11 protein-coding genes are annotated in these 12,545 nt (G+C 73.7%); 4 read left to right on the forward strand and 7 right to left on the reverse strand.

All coding sequences use genetic code 11. The features are described 5' to 3' along the window. The first annotated feature begins 74 nt into the window (after nt 1-74). The gene (locus tag ACZ466_RS44325) at nt 75-1,187 is read left to right on the forward strand and encodes a LacI family DNA-binding transcriptional regulator (RefSeq protein ID WP_464041930.1); all 1,113 of its coding nucleotides are present in this window, start codon (nt 75-77) and stop codon (nt 1,185-1,187) included. A gap of 124 nt (nt 1,188-1,311) precedes the next feature. Further along, nucleotides 1,312-1,752, forward strand: coding sequence for an Lrp/AsnC family transcriptional regulator (locus ACZ466_RS44330; RefSeq protein ID WP_378282245.1), 441 nt, complete (start codon nt 1,312-1,314; stop codon nt 1,750-1,752). 84 nt (nt 1,753-1,836) lie between these two features. On the opposite strand, the gene ACZ466_RS44335 is transcribed toward ACZ466_RS44330, so the two are convergent. The 7 genes from ACZ466_RS44335 to ACZ466_RS44365 form a co-directional block, all read right to left on the reverse strand. After that, complete coding sequence (locus ACZ466_RS44335) at nt 1,837-2,745, reverse strand: TIGR03619 family F420-dependent LLM class oxidoreductase (RefSeq protein ID WP_378282244.1); 909 nt, start codon at nt 2,743-2,745, stop codon at nt 1,837-1,839. An 84-nt stretch (nt 2,746-2,829) separates the two neighbouring features. Further along, nucleotides 2,830-3,924 carry a PLP-dependent cysteine synthase family protein gene (locus ACZ466_RS44340; RefSeq protein WP_378282243.1) on the reverse strand — a complete coding sequence of 365 codons (1,095 nt, stop codon included), beginning with the start codon at nt 3,922-3,924 and terminating at the stop codon, nt 2,830-2,832. A 59-nt stretch (nt 3,925-3,983) separates the two neighbouring features. Beyond that, nucleotides 3,984-4,523, reverse strand: a complete 540-nt coding sequence (locus ACZ466_RS44345) for a DUF1707 and FHA domain-containing protein (protein ID WP_378282242.1) — start codon at nt 4,521-4,523, stop codon at nt 3,984-3,986. 118 nt (nt 4,524-4,641) lie between these two features. Further along, the gene (locus ACZ466_RS44350; protein WP_378282241.1) at nt 4,642-5,883 is read right to left on the reverse strand and encodes an acyl-CoA dehydrogenase family protein; all 1,242 of its coding nucleotides are present in this window, start codon (nt 5,881-5,883) and stop codon (nt 4,642-4,644) included. A 115-nt stretch (nt 5,884-5,998) separates the two neighbouring features. Next, the gene (locus ACZ466_RS44355; RefSeq protein WP_378282240.1) at nt 5,999-7,081 is read right to left on the reverse strand and encodes a DUF3616 domain-containing protein; all 1,083 of its coding nucleotides are present in this window, start codon (nt 7,079-7,081) and stop codon (nt 5,999-6,001) included. Between the two features lie 13 nt (nt 7,082-7,094). Then, on the reverse strand, nt 7,095-8,312 hold the full coding sequence (locus ACZ466_RS44360; protein WP_464044051.1) for a cytochrome P450: 1,218 nt from the start codon (nt 8,310-8,312) through the stop codon (nt 7,095-7,097). A gap of 92 nt (nt 8,313-8,404) precedes the next feature. Then, nucleotides 8,405-9,772, reverse strand: a complete 1,368-nt coding sequence (locus ACZ466_RS44365; protein ID WP_378282239.1) for a KamA family radical SAM protein — start codon at nt 9,770-9,772, stop codon at nt 8,405-8,407. Nucleotides 9,773-9,954: 182 nt separating this feature from the next. Between ACZ466_RS44365 and kdd the strand changes: the two genes are divergently transcribed. Both kdd and ACZ466_RS44375 read left to right on the forward strand, forming a co-directional pair. Next, nucleotides 9,955-10,998, forward strand: a complete 1,044-nt coding sequence (gene kdd, locus ACZ466_RS44370) for an L-erythro-3,5-diaminohexanoate dehydrogenase (protein WP_464041931.1) — start codon at nt 9,955-9,957, stop codon at nt 10,996-10,998. 103 nt (nt 10,999-11,101) lie between these two features. Continuing rightward, nucleotides 11,102-12,433 carry a DUF2252 domain-containing protein gene (locus tag ACZ466_RS44375; protein ID WP_378282237.1) on the forward strand — a complete coding sequence of 444 codons (1,332 nt, stop codon included), beginning with the start codon at nt 11,102-11,104 and terminating at the stop codon, nt 12,431-12,433. Nucleotides 12,434-12,545 lie beyond the last annotated feature (112 nt).

The raw sequence follows: 12,545 nt of genomic DNA on the forward strand, positions 1-12,545 counted from the left end.
AACATTATGGAAACGTTTCCAGAAAACGGGTGATCGTGAGAAGATGCCGCCGGACGCGGCGGAGGGGAGCGGGCATGGCGGCGGAACGGGACGCGGGCGGCCGCCGGTCGGCCACGATCAAGGACGTGGCGGCCGCCGCCGGGGTCGGCATCGCCACCGTCTCCCGCGTCTTCTCCGGCACCGGCTCGGTCAGCCCCGCCACCCGCGAACGCGTCCAGGCCGCCGCCCGCGAGCTGGACTACCGGCCCAGCGCCCTGGGCCGCGGGCTGAAACTGCGGCGCAGCGGCGGCATCGGCCTGATCGTCCCCGACGTCACCGACCCGTTCCGCGCCGACCTGGTCGCCGGCGTGCTGGCCTGCGCCCGCACCTTCGGCGAGCACGTGATCCTGGACGCCGCGCACGGCGACCCCGCCCGCGAGGCCGAGATCGTCGACCGGCTCGTCGAGCAGCGGGTGGACGGGATCATCGCCGTCCCGGCGGGCACCGAGGCGGCCTGGCGCGCCCCCGCGGGCATCGGCGCCAGCGTGGTGTTCGCCGACCGCGTGCCGCCCGGCCTGCGCGAGATCCCGGCCGTGCTGGCCGACGACCGCGCGGGCGTGCGCACCCTCACCGAGTACCTCGTCGGCCTCGGGCACCGCCGCATCGCCTTCCTCGGCGCCGCCCCCGCCTCCCCGGGGGGCGACCGGCCCGCCCCGGCGGCCCCCGGGGAGGAGGACAGGGCCGGGACGCCCGCGCAGGTGCGGGAGCGGGCGTTCCGCGACACCATGGCCGCCCTGGGCGCCGGCGTGGACGAGGACCTGGTGGTCGCCGCCCGGCACGAGCGCGACAGCGCCTTCGCCGCCGCGGCCGGGCTGCTGCAGCGGCGCGGCGACGTCACCGCCGTCCTCGCCGCCGGGCACCTCCTCGGCGAGGCCGCCGTCCTGGTGGCGCGCGAACTCGACCTGCGCGTCCCCGCCGACGTCTCCATCGCCATGGTGGACGACGTGCCCTGGGCCGAGCTGTGCGACCCGCCCCTCACCACGGTCGCCCGGCCCGGCCACGACATCGGCTACCGGGCGTGCGAGCTGCTGCTGCGCGACCGCACCCGCCGCACCCGGCGCGGCCCCGTCCTGCTCCCGGCCGAACTGGTCATCCGCGGCAGCTGCGGCCCGCCCCGCCCGGCCCGGTCGCCCGCGCGCCCGGCCTGAGCACGGGCCGGGAACCGGAGAGCGAACCGGGGTGGGAGTTGCGGTGAAACCCGGTGTGAAAGAAGGTTCCGCCGTGATCGTGCTTGCCCGTACATGATGACCGCCGACACGCTAGATTTCCGGGGTGGAGGAGATCGATCGTCAGATCATGGCGTTGCTGGCCGACGACGGCCGGATGAGCTTCACCGATCTGGCCAAGGAGACGGGCCTGTCGGTGTCGGCCGTGCACCAGCGCGTACGGCGGCTGCAGAAGCGCGGCGTGATCAAGGGGTTCACCGCCCAGCTGGACAACGAGCGGATCGGGCTTCCGCTCACCGCGTTCGTGTCGATCAAACCGATCGACCCGGCCGCGCCCGACGACGCCCCCGAACGGCTGGCCCACCTGGCCGCCATCGAGGCCTGCCATTCGGTCGCGGGCGAGGAGAGCTACATCCTCAAGGTACGGGTGGCCTCGCCCAACGAGCTCGAGGACCTGCTCCAGAAGATCCGCGCCGCGGCCAACGTGGCCACCCGCACCACGGTCGTGCTCAGCACCCCCTGGGAAGGGCGCCGCCCGCCCCTGTGACCGCCCCGCAGGCGGCCCCGGGCGACGTCCGTCCCCCCGCACCCGGGCGCCCGGCCTCAGGAGCCGGGCCTCAGGCGCCCGGCCTCAGGTGCCCGGGGCGAAGGCCTGCAGCGCCTCGCGCGCCCGGAACATCGCGTCCCACGGATCGGTCTGCGGCCCGGTCAGCTCCTGGTCGAAGTTGAGGTCCACGAACAGCTCGGTCACGCCCTGCGCGGCGATGTCGTCGAAGTCGGCGCGGATCTCGTCGTGCGACCCGGTCAGCGGGCGCCGGTCCCGCCGCGCCGCCTCCCGCACGCGCACCGCGGCCCGGCACACGAAGCGCAGCGCCGACGGGTCGCGCCCGGCCTTCTCCGCCGCCTCCCGGACGATCTCGATGGAATCGCCCAGCGCCCGCGGATCGGCGCGGCTGGAGCTGACCCAGCCCGCCGCCAGCCGCCCGGCGCGGCGCAGCGCCGGCTCGGCCGTGCCGCCCAGCAGGATCGGCGGCTCGGGGGACTGCAGCGGCGCGGGCTCCATGACCACCGGCGGGAAGCGGTAGAACTCCCCGTCGAACCGGCTGACCTCCTCGCCCCACAGCGACCGCAGCGCCCCCAGGAACTCCTCGGCCCGCTCGCCCCGGCGCTCCATCGGCGCCCCGGCCGCGGCGAACTCCTCGGGCATCCAGCCCAGCCCGAGCCCCAGGTCGAGCCGTCCCGCGCTGACGTGGTCGAGGGTGGCGGCCTGCTTGGCCAGCAGCGCGGGGGAGTAGAACGGCAGGTTGACCACGGCCACGCCCAGCCGCACCCGGCTGGTCTGCCCGGCCAGGTAGGCCAGCGTCACCAGCGGATCGGGCACCGCCCGGTAGGTCAGGTCGGACGACCCGGCCGGGTTCAGCAGCCGCTGCAGTGTCCAGACCGAGTGGTAGCCGAGCTCCTCGGCCTGCTGTGCGATCAGCACCTGGTTGGCCGGGGTGGCCCACCCTCCCGACACCGGCACGGCGAACCCGATCAGCATGTTCTTCCTCCCCTGTCTCGAACCCTGTCCCGAACGGCGCCGGCCCGGGCACCCTCCCCGGCGCCCTCCCCGGCGATGGCGACCCTATCCGCCGGGAGCATCCGATTCCCCGGTGGCCAGGAACCGGTCGATCACCGCGCCCCAGGGCGCGGGATCCAGACCTCTTCCGGCCACCCAGCCGTCGTCGTGCCAGGTCCGCGCCTGCCGGTCGCCGGCGTCGCAGACCAGCGAGACCACCGTGCCGCCGGTTCCCTGCTCGCGCATCCGCGCGACCAGGTGCAGCGCGCCCCACAGGTTGGCGCCGGTCGACCCGCCGACGGCCCGCCCGGTGGCGGCCCGCACCGCCCGCGCCCCCGCGACGGCCGCCGCGTCCGGCACCGGCAGCATCAGATCGACCAGGGACGGCAGGAAGCCCGGCTCCATCCGCGGCCGCCCGATGCCCTCGATCCGCGACGGCATGCCCGTGGCGTAGTCGTGCGCCCCGGTCAGCCACCCCTGGTAGTACGCCGAGTTCTCCGGATCCACGACCGCCAGCCGGGTCTCCAGCCCGTGGTAGCGGATATGGCGTCCCAGCGAGGCGGCCGTGGCGCCCGTCCCGGCGCCCGCCACCACCCACGCCGGCGGCCCCGCCGCCTGGGCGAACAGCTCCCCGGCCAGGTCGTCGCCGCGCCAGTCCAGCGCCCGCTCCGCCCAGGTGAACTGGTCGAGGTAACAGCCGCCGGTGTCGGCGGCGAGCCGCCGCGCCTCCTCGTAGATCGCCAGTGGCGGGGTGACGAAACGGCACTCGCCGCCCAGCGCCCGCACCGGCTCGGCCCGGGCCGCGCTCTCCTCGCCCGGCATCACCGCGATGTAGGGCAGGCCCAGGAGCCGCGCGAAGTGGGCCTGCGCCACCGCGGCGTTCCCGCCCGTCGCCTCGATCACGGTCGCGCCCTCGGTGAGGCGGCCCGTCGCGATCGCGTGCCGGAACAGCGCCCGCGCCGCCCGGTGCTTCAGGCTCCCGGTCGGATGCGCGGACTCGTCCTTGAACAGGAGCGTGACGCCCCGGTCGCCGGGGAGCGGGAAGCGGAGAAGGGGAGTGGGCCCGGCGGCCTCGCGCTCGGCGGTCAGCCGCCGGATCGCCTCGGCCGCCCAGCGCCGCGAGTCCTTGCGGGTCGGGTCGTCGTCTGCCACACCGCCCATGAAACCAGCCGCGCGCCGCGGCCGCGGGGCCGCGGCCGGTGATCTTGGTCGGGGGGAGGTCAGGAGGAGGTGACGATGAAGCTGGAGTTGCCGAACCCGACCTCGTCGCCGGGACGCACCCGGGTCGGGCCGGTGAGCCGCCAGCCGTTGACGCGGGTGCCGTTCATCGACCCCAGATCGGAGATCATCCAGCCGTCGTCGTTGCGGTAGATCTCGGCGTGGAACCGGGACACGGTGAGATCGGTCAGGATGAACTGGCAGCCCGGCGCGCGGCCCACCACGATGCGGGTCAGGCCCGCCGGCGGCAGCATGAAGCGCGGCAGCCGGGGCGCCCGCCAGGCCGCCTCCAGCCGCGCGGTCGCCTGGGACACCGAGGAGATCAGCCCCGTCAGCCGCCCCACCACCCGGTTCGTGGGCGGCAGGTCGTGCACGATGTCGGCCAACTCCGCCTGGCTCTGGGCGCGCAGCACCTGGTCGACCCGGCGCTCGAACGTCTCGTGCGACATCCGGCCCTCGGCCACCCGCTCACTGAGCACCTGCAGCACCCGGTCGCGTTCCGTGTCGGACGCTCTCACCGGGTACGAGGGCTGACCGTCCATAGCTGTGAGTATCCAGATCCGTCCGTCGCCTGTCCAGAAAAGATCGCACGCGGCGGGCAGATGATCGTTCTCACCCGCCCCCCGCGTGTTGGACGCCCGCGCGACACCGGAAGTTCGGTCAGCGCGACAGCAGGTCGCGGGCGATGTGCGTCACCTGGATCTCGTCGGTGCCCGCGTAGATCTGGAACGACTTGGCGTCGCGGGCCAGCTGCTCCACCCGGTACTCCGACATGTAGCCGTTCCCGCCGAACAGCTGCACCGCCTCCATCGCGACCTCCGAGGCCGCCTGCGCCGAGTACAGCTTCATCGCCGACGCCTCCGCCAGCGTGGGCGTGCGGCCCGCCCGCTGCATCTCGATGTGCCGGAACACCAGGTTCTGCACGTTGAGCCGGGCCACCTCCATCTTGGCCAGCTTGAGCTGGATGAGCTGGAAGTCGCCGATCCGCTGCCCCCACAGCTCGCGCTTGCGGGCGTAGTCGACCGACAGCGCCAGGCACTCCTCGATGACGCCCAGCGCCATCGCCGCGACCCCGGCGCGCTCGGTCACGAAGTTCTGCTTGGCCGACTCCTTGCCGCCTCCGGCGCCGGCGGCGAGGAGCCGCTCCGGGCCCGCCTGCACATCGTCGAGGAACAGCTCGCCGGTGGGGGAGGAGTGCAGTCCCATCTTCCGCAGCGGCCTGCTCTGCTCCAGGCCCGGCATGCCGCGGTCGAGCACGAAGGTGAGGATCTCGCGGTCGCGCGGGTCGCCGCCGTCGTCGAGCTTGCAGTAGAAGACGACGGTGTCGGCGTGGGGGCCGTTGGTGATGAAGGTCTTGCTCCCGTTGAGGACGTAGCCGTCGCCGTCCCGGCGGGCGGTGGCCTGCATGCCGCCGAACGCGTCGGAGCCGGAGTTGGGCTCGGTGATCGCCCACGCCCCGACCTTCTCGAAGGTGAGCAGCTCCAGGGCCCAGCGGCGGCGCTGCTCGGGCGTCCCCCGCTTCATGATCGTCCCGGCGGCCAGGCCGAGGCTGACGCCCATCGCCGACACCAGCCCGGGCGCCACCCGGCACAGCTCGATGATCGGCAGCATGCTCATCGCGGCGTTGCCGCGGCCGCCGCCGGGAGCGCCGTCGTCGTCGCCGGTGCTCTCGTCCTCGCCCCCGCCCGCCTGGTCCGCGGCGGCCTCGGCACGCTCCATCCGGGCCTCGAAGGACGAGCGCGCCAGCTCGTCCATGCCGAAGGTCTTGTAGAGGCCCCTGATCAGGTCGTAGGGCGGCAGTTCGCCCGACTCCAGCTCCTCGAGCCGGGGCCGCACCTCCGCGTCGATCCAGCCGCGCACCGCGTCCCGGATCATCAGATCTTCCTCGGACCACTCGATCATGTCTCGCCTCGCCTCCGGCCTCCGCCTGGTGACCGCCCATCCAAGCAGAAACTGAAAGCGCTCGCTTACTCGGGGTCCGCGCCGGGCCCGCCTCGCCGAACCCGCCCCGCCGGACCTACTTCTCGAAGGAGACCACGTCGGCCAGCACGCCGCCCGCGTCGGTCAGCCGCTCCTCGGCCGGGCTGTCGTAGACCACCATCAGCTTGGGGCGCCCGGCCGAGTCGGTCTCGTCCAGCACCGCGATGCCCTCGGCGTGGTCGTCCCCCTCGCCGTAGGGCAGCTCGCCCACCACCGGCAGGTCCTCGGCGTGCACGACGCCGGGCGCGTCGATCCCCGCGGCGCCCGGCCAGCGCACCACCCGCACCGGGCCGTCCAGGTCCATGCTCGGCCCGGTCAGGACGAGCAGGTCGTCGCCGTGCGGGCACAGGTCGCGCACGCCCAGCCCGCCCAGGTCCAGGAAGTGCATGCGGTACGGCTCGTCGTCCTTGCCGACCGGCCGGGGACGCAGCCGCGCCGGGTCGTCCGGGTGGGTCTCCAGGTGGACCTCCATCAGCGCGGCCCAGCCGCGCAGCACCGGCCCCCGGAAGCCGATGAAGAGACGCTCGCCGTGGGCGGCGATGCCCTCGATGTCGATCCCGTTGTCCTTGCTGGGGACCGACAGGAACGGCGCCAGGTGCGGGTCGTCGGCCAGCATGTCGGTGAGGGAGTCGCCGTGCCCGCCCAGGACGGCGGCGGTGCGGCCGCCGTCCTCGCGGACCGCCTCCGACAGCCCGTCCTCGCCGGGGGCCAGCGGCAGCCGGGCCAGGATGAACCGGTTGTCCTCCCGGACCACCGTCGCCAGCCGCTTGCGGGCCTTGGACCCGGTCTGGCCCGGCTTGATCTTCTTGCGCTTGAGGCTGTGCGACCCGACCGCCCAGAGCCAGCCGTTGCTGCGGGCCAGCCCCTCGATGTCGGCCTCCTCCTCCGGCCCGGCGGGCAGCGGGACCAGGTCGGCCAGCCGCACCGTCCGCTGGCCGTCGTATCCGGTGATGTGCCCGGAGGGGTCGGTGGTCGCGGTCAGCCGCTCGATGGTGGCCGTCTCGTCGCCCGCCACCCACAGGCAGCGGCCGTCCTGGCGTACGGCGGACAGGTTGGTGTGCGTCTCGGCCTCGCGGCTCTCCTGCGCGAAGCGGAGCTCGATGCGGCGTTCCACGATCATGCCGCCGATGGTGTCACAGATCCCGCGGACGGGCGGAAGGCTCCCAGCGAACATGCAGGTACGGGGGCTTGCGGAAAACGAGCCCGTGTGCTTGGGGCGCCGGTCCGGGGGCGGGGCGGAGCCCGGGCAGCCGGGCCAGCACGGCCTCCAGGAGGGTCCGCGTCTCCAGCCGCGCCAGGTGCGCGCCGAAGCAGAAGTGCGGGCCGTGCGCGAACGCCAGGTGCTCGGCGGCGTTGGCGCGGCGCACGTCGAAGCGGTCCGGATCGGGGAAGACGGCGGGGTCGCGGCCGGCCCCGGCGATCGACACCCTGACCAGGTCGCCCTTGCGGACCCGGACGCCGCCCAGCGGCGTGTCGGCGGTGGCGTACCGGTCCACCACCGAGGCCGCCGGCTCCAGCCGCAGCGACTCCTCGATCGCGCCGGGCAGCAGGCCCGCCGGGTCCCTCCGCACGAGGTCGAGCTGCTCCGGATCGCCCAGCAGGTGCAGCAGCGCGTTGCAGATCATGCCCTCGGTGGTGTCGATGCCGCCGAACATCAGCACGGCGGCGTCGGCCACCACCTCCGCAGCAGTCAGGCCCTCCTCCTGGCGGGCGGCCTCGGCGAGCAGCGACGCCGAGCCGGGCGCCGCGACCGCCTCCTCGACCGAGGCCCGCAGCCGCGCGTACGCCTCGTCGGCGCCCCCGGACGGGGCGCGGCCCGCGGTGATGTCGGAGACGGCGTCGACGAACTCCCCGTACCAGGACCGGATCGTGGCGGCGTCCACGCCCTCCAGGCCCAGTGCCTCGGCCACCACCGCGACGGCCAGCGGCCCGGCGAGCTCGCCGCGCAGCTCGGCGCGGCCCGCCGGGACCAGCGCGGTGACCAGGCGGTCCACCTCCGCCTCCACGAACGCGGTGAAGCGCTCGCGGGTCTGCGCGGGCCGGAACGGGCGGGCGAACGGCTCGCGGTGGCGGGCGTGCGCCCGGCCGTCCAGCGACAGCATGCTCGGCCCCAGCAGCCGCGCGGTGGAGAAGCGGGGGTCGTCCACCGTGAACGCGGCGGCGTCCCGCATCACCCGCAGCGCCAGGTCGCGCGAGGTCACCAGCCAGCCGCCGAGCGCGGGCAGCCAGGACACGGGCTCGTGCGCGCGCAGCCGGGCCAGCAGCGGGTGCGGGTCGTGCTCCAGCTCGGCCACGGTCGAGGCCGCGCCGACGGGGAAGCGGTCGGCGGGCGGGCTCTCGGGGTCGGACATCACGCCGCAAGGGTACGTCCTCCCCAGGTGTGATCTACAACGTAAAGGCACCGGGCCCGCCCGGCCGTCCCGCGGCGGCCCGCGACCGCCGGTCAGGCCGCGGTGGACGAGGTCCTCCACCAGGTCCGGCCGGCCTCGGGCAGCGTGTGGATCGGGTCGTAGTACTCGTACCGGCGGGTGAGCGCGTCGGGATCGGCGGCCTCCAGCCCGGTGCGGTAGTTCTTGGTCCAGTACGAGATGCCGCGCTCGCGGTCGTAGTCGGCGAGCTGGTGCACCCAGCGCTTGCCGACATAGGGCACGTCGCACACGATCCGCGGGGTGGCGAACCCGGGCAGGTAACCCATGATCGCGTGCTGCAGCTCCTGCGCCTCCCACACCGCCACCCGCCAGTGCTCGCTGTGCGGGATCATATCGCACATGTACAGGTAGTACGGCAGGATCCCGGCCTCGTCGAGCAGGGCGAACGACAGGTCCAGCAGCGCGTCCGGGGTGGCGTTGACGCCGCGCAGCAGCACGCCCTGGTTGCGCACGTCCCGGATCCCGGTGTCGAGCATCGCCCGCGCCGCCCTGGCCACCAGCGGGGTGAGCGAGGCGGCCGCGTTGACGTGGGTGTGGACGGCGATCTGCGCGCCGCGCTCGTGCGCCTTGGCCGCCAGCCGCTCCATGCCGGCGCGGACCTCGTCCTGCAGCCAGTGCTGCGGCAGCCCCATCAGCGCCTTGGTGGCCAGCCGGATGTCGCGGATGTTGTCGATGTCCAGCAGGGCGTCGACGAAGCTCTCCAGCCGCGGCCAGGGCAGGTTGGCCACGTCCCCGCCGGAGACGACCACGTCCCGGACGCCGGGCGTGCGCCGCAGGTAGTCCAGCATCGCCTCGTGCCGGTCGGGCGCCTTGACGGTGAACTTGTGCTTGTCGACCGCGGGCGTGGAGTTGCCCACCAGGTCCATGCGGGTGCAGTGCCCGCAGTACTGCGGGCAGGTCGGCAGCAGCTCGGCCAGGACCTTGGTCGGGTAGCGGTGGGTGAGGCCCTCCACGGCCCACATCTCGGCCTCGTGCAGCGAGTCGCGCGTGGCGTAGGGGTGGGAGGGCCAGTCGGTGCGGCGGTCGCTGAGCACCGGGATCATGTAGCGGCGCACCGGGTCGGCGTGGAACGCCTCGGTGGAGGAGACGTCCATGGTGTTGAGCATCTGCGGCGTGACCAGCATCGACATCGTGGCGCGCGCCGCCTGGTCACGTTCCAGGTCCGCGTAGAACGACTCCCCGAGCAGGTCGCCCATCACCCGGCGCAGCTGCCGGATGTTCTTGACGCAGTGCGCGCGCTGCCACTGGGCCGACTCCCATTCCGGTGTCGTGACGTCCCTCCAGCCCGGCAGCCGCCGCCAGTCGGGCTCCTCCAGCGGCCGGCGCCGGTAGACGTAGGGCTGTCGGGTGGCGTCCGGCTCGGGACGCAGGGCGGTGGTCATCGTCGACCCCTCCTCGCGCTACGCGGATGTCAGCGGATACGTCGCATAAAAGTCTTGTATAGGGCAGACGTTACGGGAAGAATTTCGATGGAACCAGTGATACTAAGTACATCTTCCGTAACCTGTGCGGTGATCGCGTCTGATGCGCGGACGGCCGGCGGCGAGGCGCGAGGAGGGGTCACATGATCGGGACCGAGGTGGGGCTGCACCGCGTGCTGGAACCCCGGGGCGTGCTGCCCCAGGCGGCCTGGCGGCTGGACCCCGACCCGCGGATCCGCCCCGACGAGGTCCGGATCGCCGTCGAACGGCTCAACCTGGACGCCGCCTCCCACCGCCAGCTCCGCACCGCCCACGACGGCGACCCCGAGGCCGTCCGCCGCGAGGTCCTGCGGATCATCGGCGAGCGCGGCAAGATGCACAACCCCGTCACCGGCTCGGGCGGGATGCTCGTCGGCACCGTCGACGAGGCAGGCCCCGACTCGCCCCTCGGCCTCAAGCCCGGCGACCGCGTCGCCACCCTGGTCTCCCTCACCCTCACCCCGCTGGCCGTCGACGACGGCCTGGCCCGCTGGGACGGCCGCTCCGAGCAGATCCCCGCCTCCGGCCACGCCATCCTGTTCGCCCGCTCCATCGCCGCCGTCCTGCCCGCCGACCTGCCGGTCCCGCTGGCCCTGGCCGTCATGGACGTGTGCGGCGCCCCCGCCCTCACCCACCGCGTCGTCGCCGCCCGCGCCGCGGGCACCGGCGCCCCGGTGGTCGCCGTGCTCGGCGCCGCCGGCAAGAGCGGGTCGCTGGCGCTGGCCGCCGCCCGCCGCGCCGGCGCCGCCCGCACGGTCGGGCTCGTCCCCACCGAGGATGAGGAGCGCCGCCTGACCGCCACCGGCCTGGCCGACCGGGTGGTGCGCGCCGACGCCCGCGACCCGGTCGCCGTCGCCGCCGCGCTCGGCGACCCCGCCGACGTCACCGTCGTCTGCGTGGACGTGCCCGGCTGCGAGCACGGCGCCATCCTCGGCACCGCGCCCGGCGGGACCGTGGTGTTCTTCTCGATGGCCACCTCCTTCCCCGCCGCCGCGCTGGGCGCCGAGGGGCTGGCCGCCGACGTCACCATGCTGGTCGGCAACGGGTACGTCCCCGGACACGCCGAACTGGCACTGGACCTTCTCCGCGCCGAGCCCGGGGTTCGCTCCCTGTTCACCGCGCGGGCGGGCGGCCATTCGGCAGAATGACGCGGGTATGCCCCGCGTCCGCCGTGGAGGGACGAACCTCCCCCACACCCCCCGGGGGACGGGGAGCGGGGGAGCGCACCCGAGCATCGAGGAGGAACCTGTCATGGCCGGCATCACCGTGGCCCTGCGCGAGAAGGACCCCAAGGAGCGGCAGGCCCAGATCGTGGACGTGCTGGTGGAGACCTTCTCGCACCTGATGGAACGCAGCCCCGCCGAGTTCCGCAGGCGGTTCCGCAAGATGGCCTCCGACCCGTTCGCCTTCTACCGGGGCAGCGCCTGCCTGTTCTACGCCGACGTCATCGACGACGAGGACCCCTGGGCCGACGAGCGCACCGGCCGGGTCTGGATCCAGGGCGACCTGCACGCCCAGAACTTCGGCACCTACATGAACGACGACGGCGTGTTCGTCTTCGACGTCAACGACTTCGACGAGGCCTACGTCGGCCACTTCACCTGGGACGTCAAGCGGCTGGTGGCCAGCCTGGCCCTGCTCGCCTGGAGCAAGGCGATCTCCGACGCCGACATCCGCCGCCTGATCGAGACCTACACCCGCGCCTACGTCGACCAGGTGCGCCGCTTCGCCGACCGCGCCGGCGGCCACGAGTTCGCCCTCACCCTCGACACCGCCGACGGCTACGTCCGCGACGTCCTGATCTCCGCCCTGTCCTCCACCCGCATCGGGCTGCTGGACAGCAAGACGCTGGTCGACCAGCACGAGCGCAGCTTCCGCAACCGCGCCGGCGTCCGCCGCCTCGACGACGCCGAACGCGCCAAGGTGGAGCGCGCCTACCAGGAGTACCTGCAGACCATCCCGAAGGAGAAGCGCTTCGGCAGCCTCACCTACGAGGTCAAGGACATCGTCGGCGCCTCCGGATTCGGCATCGGCTCGGCCGGCCTGTCGGCGTACAACATCCTGGTGGAGGGGCACAGCCAGGCCCTGGAGAACGACGTCATCCTGTCGATGAAGCAGGGCAACGTCGCCGCGCCCAGCCGCGTCGTCGACGACCCGCGCATCCGCGAGTACTTCAAGCACCACGGCCACCGCACCGCCGTGTCCCGCCGCGCCCTGCAGGCCAACACCGACCCCTGGCTCGGCTACACCGAGATCGACGGGGTGGGCTACGTCGTCCAGGAGCTGTCCCCCTACGAGGCCGACCTGGACTGGTCGGGCCTGACCGAGCCGGAGGAGATGCTCTCGGTCCTGGACGACCTCGGCCGCGCCACCGCCAAGATCCACTGCGTGTCGGACACCGACTCCGACCACACCCTGGTGGGCTTCCAGGTCGAGGACGCCATCGCCTCGGCCATCGGGCCCGACGAGCACGACTTCGTCGAGGCCATGGTCGCCTTCGCCAACGAGTACGCCGCCATCGTCCGCGACGACCACCGGCTCTTCGTCGACGCCTTCAGGAACGGCCAGATCCCCGGCCTGTGACCCCGGACCGGAACGTCCGCTCGGCCCCCGGCGAGTGAAACCGGGAGCGCCTGTCACCGCAGGCGCTCCCGCGTCGGTGCGACTACGGCATGTCCCAAAGCGGACACGCTGA

It is taken from the genome of Actinomadura rugatobispora, assembly GCF_055379765.1.

What these genes read in the sequence shown, in the direction of transcription:
- ACZ466_RS44325 (WP_464041930.1), top strand. Translation starts at nt 75, where the DNA reads ATGGCGGCGGAACGGGACGCGGGCGGCCGCCGGTCGGCCACGATCAAG.
- ACZ466_RS44335 (WP_378282244.1), bottom strand. Translation starts at nt 2,745, where the DNA reads ATGCTGATCGGGTTCGCCGTGCCGGTGTCGGGAGGGTGGGCCACCCCG.
- ACZ466_RS44340 (WP_378282243.1), bottom strand. Translation starts at nt 3,924, where the DNA reads ATGGGCGGTGTGGCAGACGACGACCCGACCCGCAAGGACTCGCGGCGC.
- ACZ466_RS44345 (WP_378282242.1), bottom strand. Translation starts at nt 4,523, where the DNA reads ATGGACGGTCAGCCCTCGTACCCGGTGAGAGCGTCCGACACGGAACGC.
- ACZ466_RS44350 (WP_378282241.1), bottom strand. Translation starts at nt 5,883, where the DNA reads ATGATCGAGTGGTCCGAGGAAGATCTGATGATCCGGGACGCGGTGCGC.
- ACZ466_RS44355 (WP_378282240.1), bottom strand. Translation starts at nt 7,081, where the DNA reads ATGATCGTGGAACGCCGCATCGAGCTCCGCTTCGCGCAGGAGAGCCGC.
- ACZ466_RS44360 (WP_464044051.1), bottom strand. Translation starts at nt 8,312, where the DNA reads ATGTCCGACCCCGAGAGCCCGCCCGCCGACCGCTTCCCCGTCGGCGCG.
- ACZ466_RS44365 (WP_378282239.1), bottom strand. Translation starts at nt 9,772, where the DNA reads ATGACCACCGCCCTGCGTCCCGAGCCGGACGCCACCCGACAGCCCTAC.
- kdd (WP_464041931.1), top strand. Translation starts at nt 9,955, where the DNA reads ATGATCGGGACCGAGGTGGGGCTGCACCGCGTGCTGGAACCCCGGGGC.
- ACZ466_RS44375 (WP_378282237.1), top strand. Translation starts at nt 11,102, where the DNA reads ATGGCCGGCATCACCGTGGCCCTGCGCGAGAAGGACCCCAAGGAGCGG.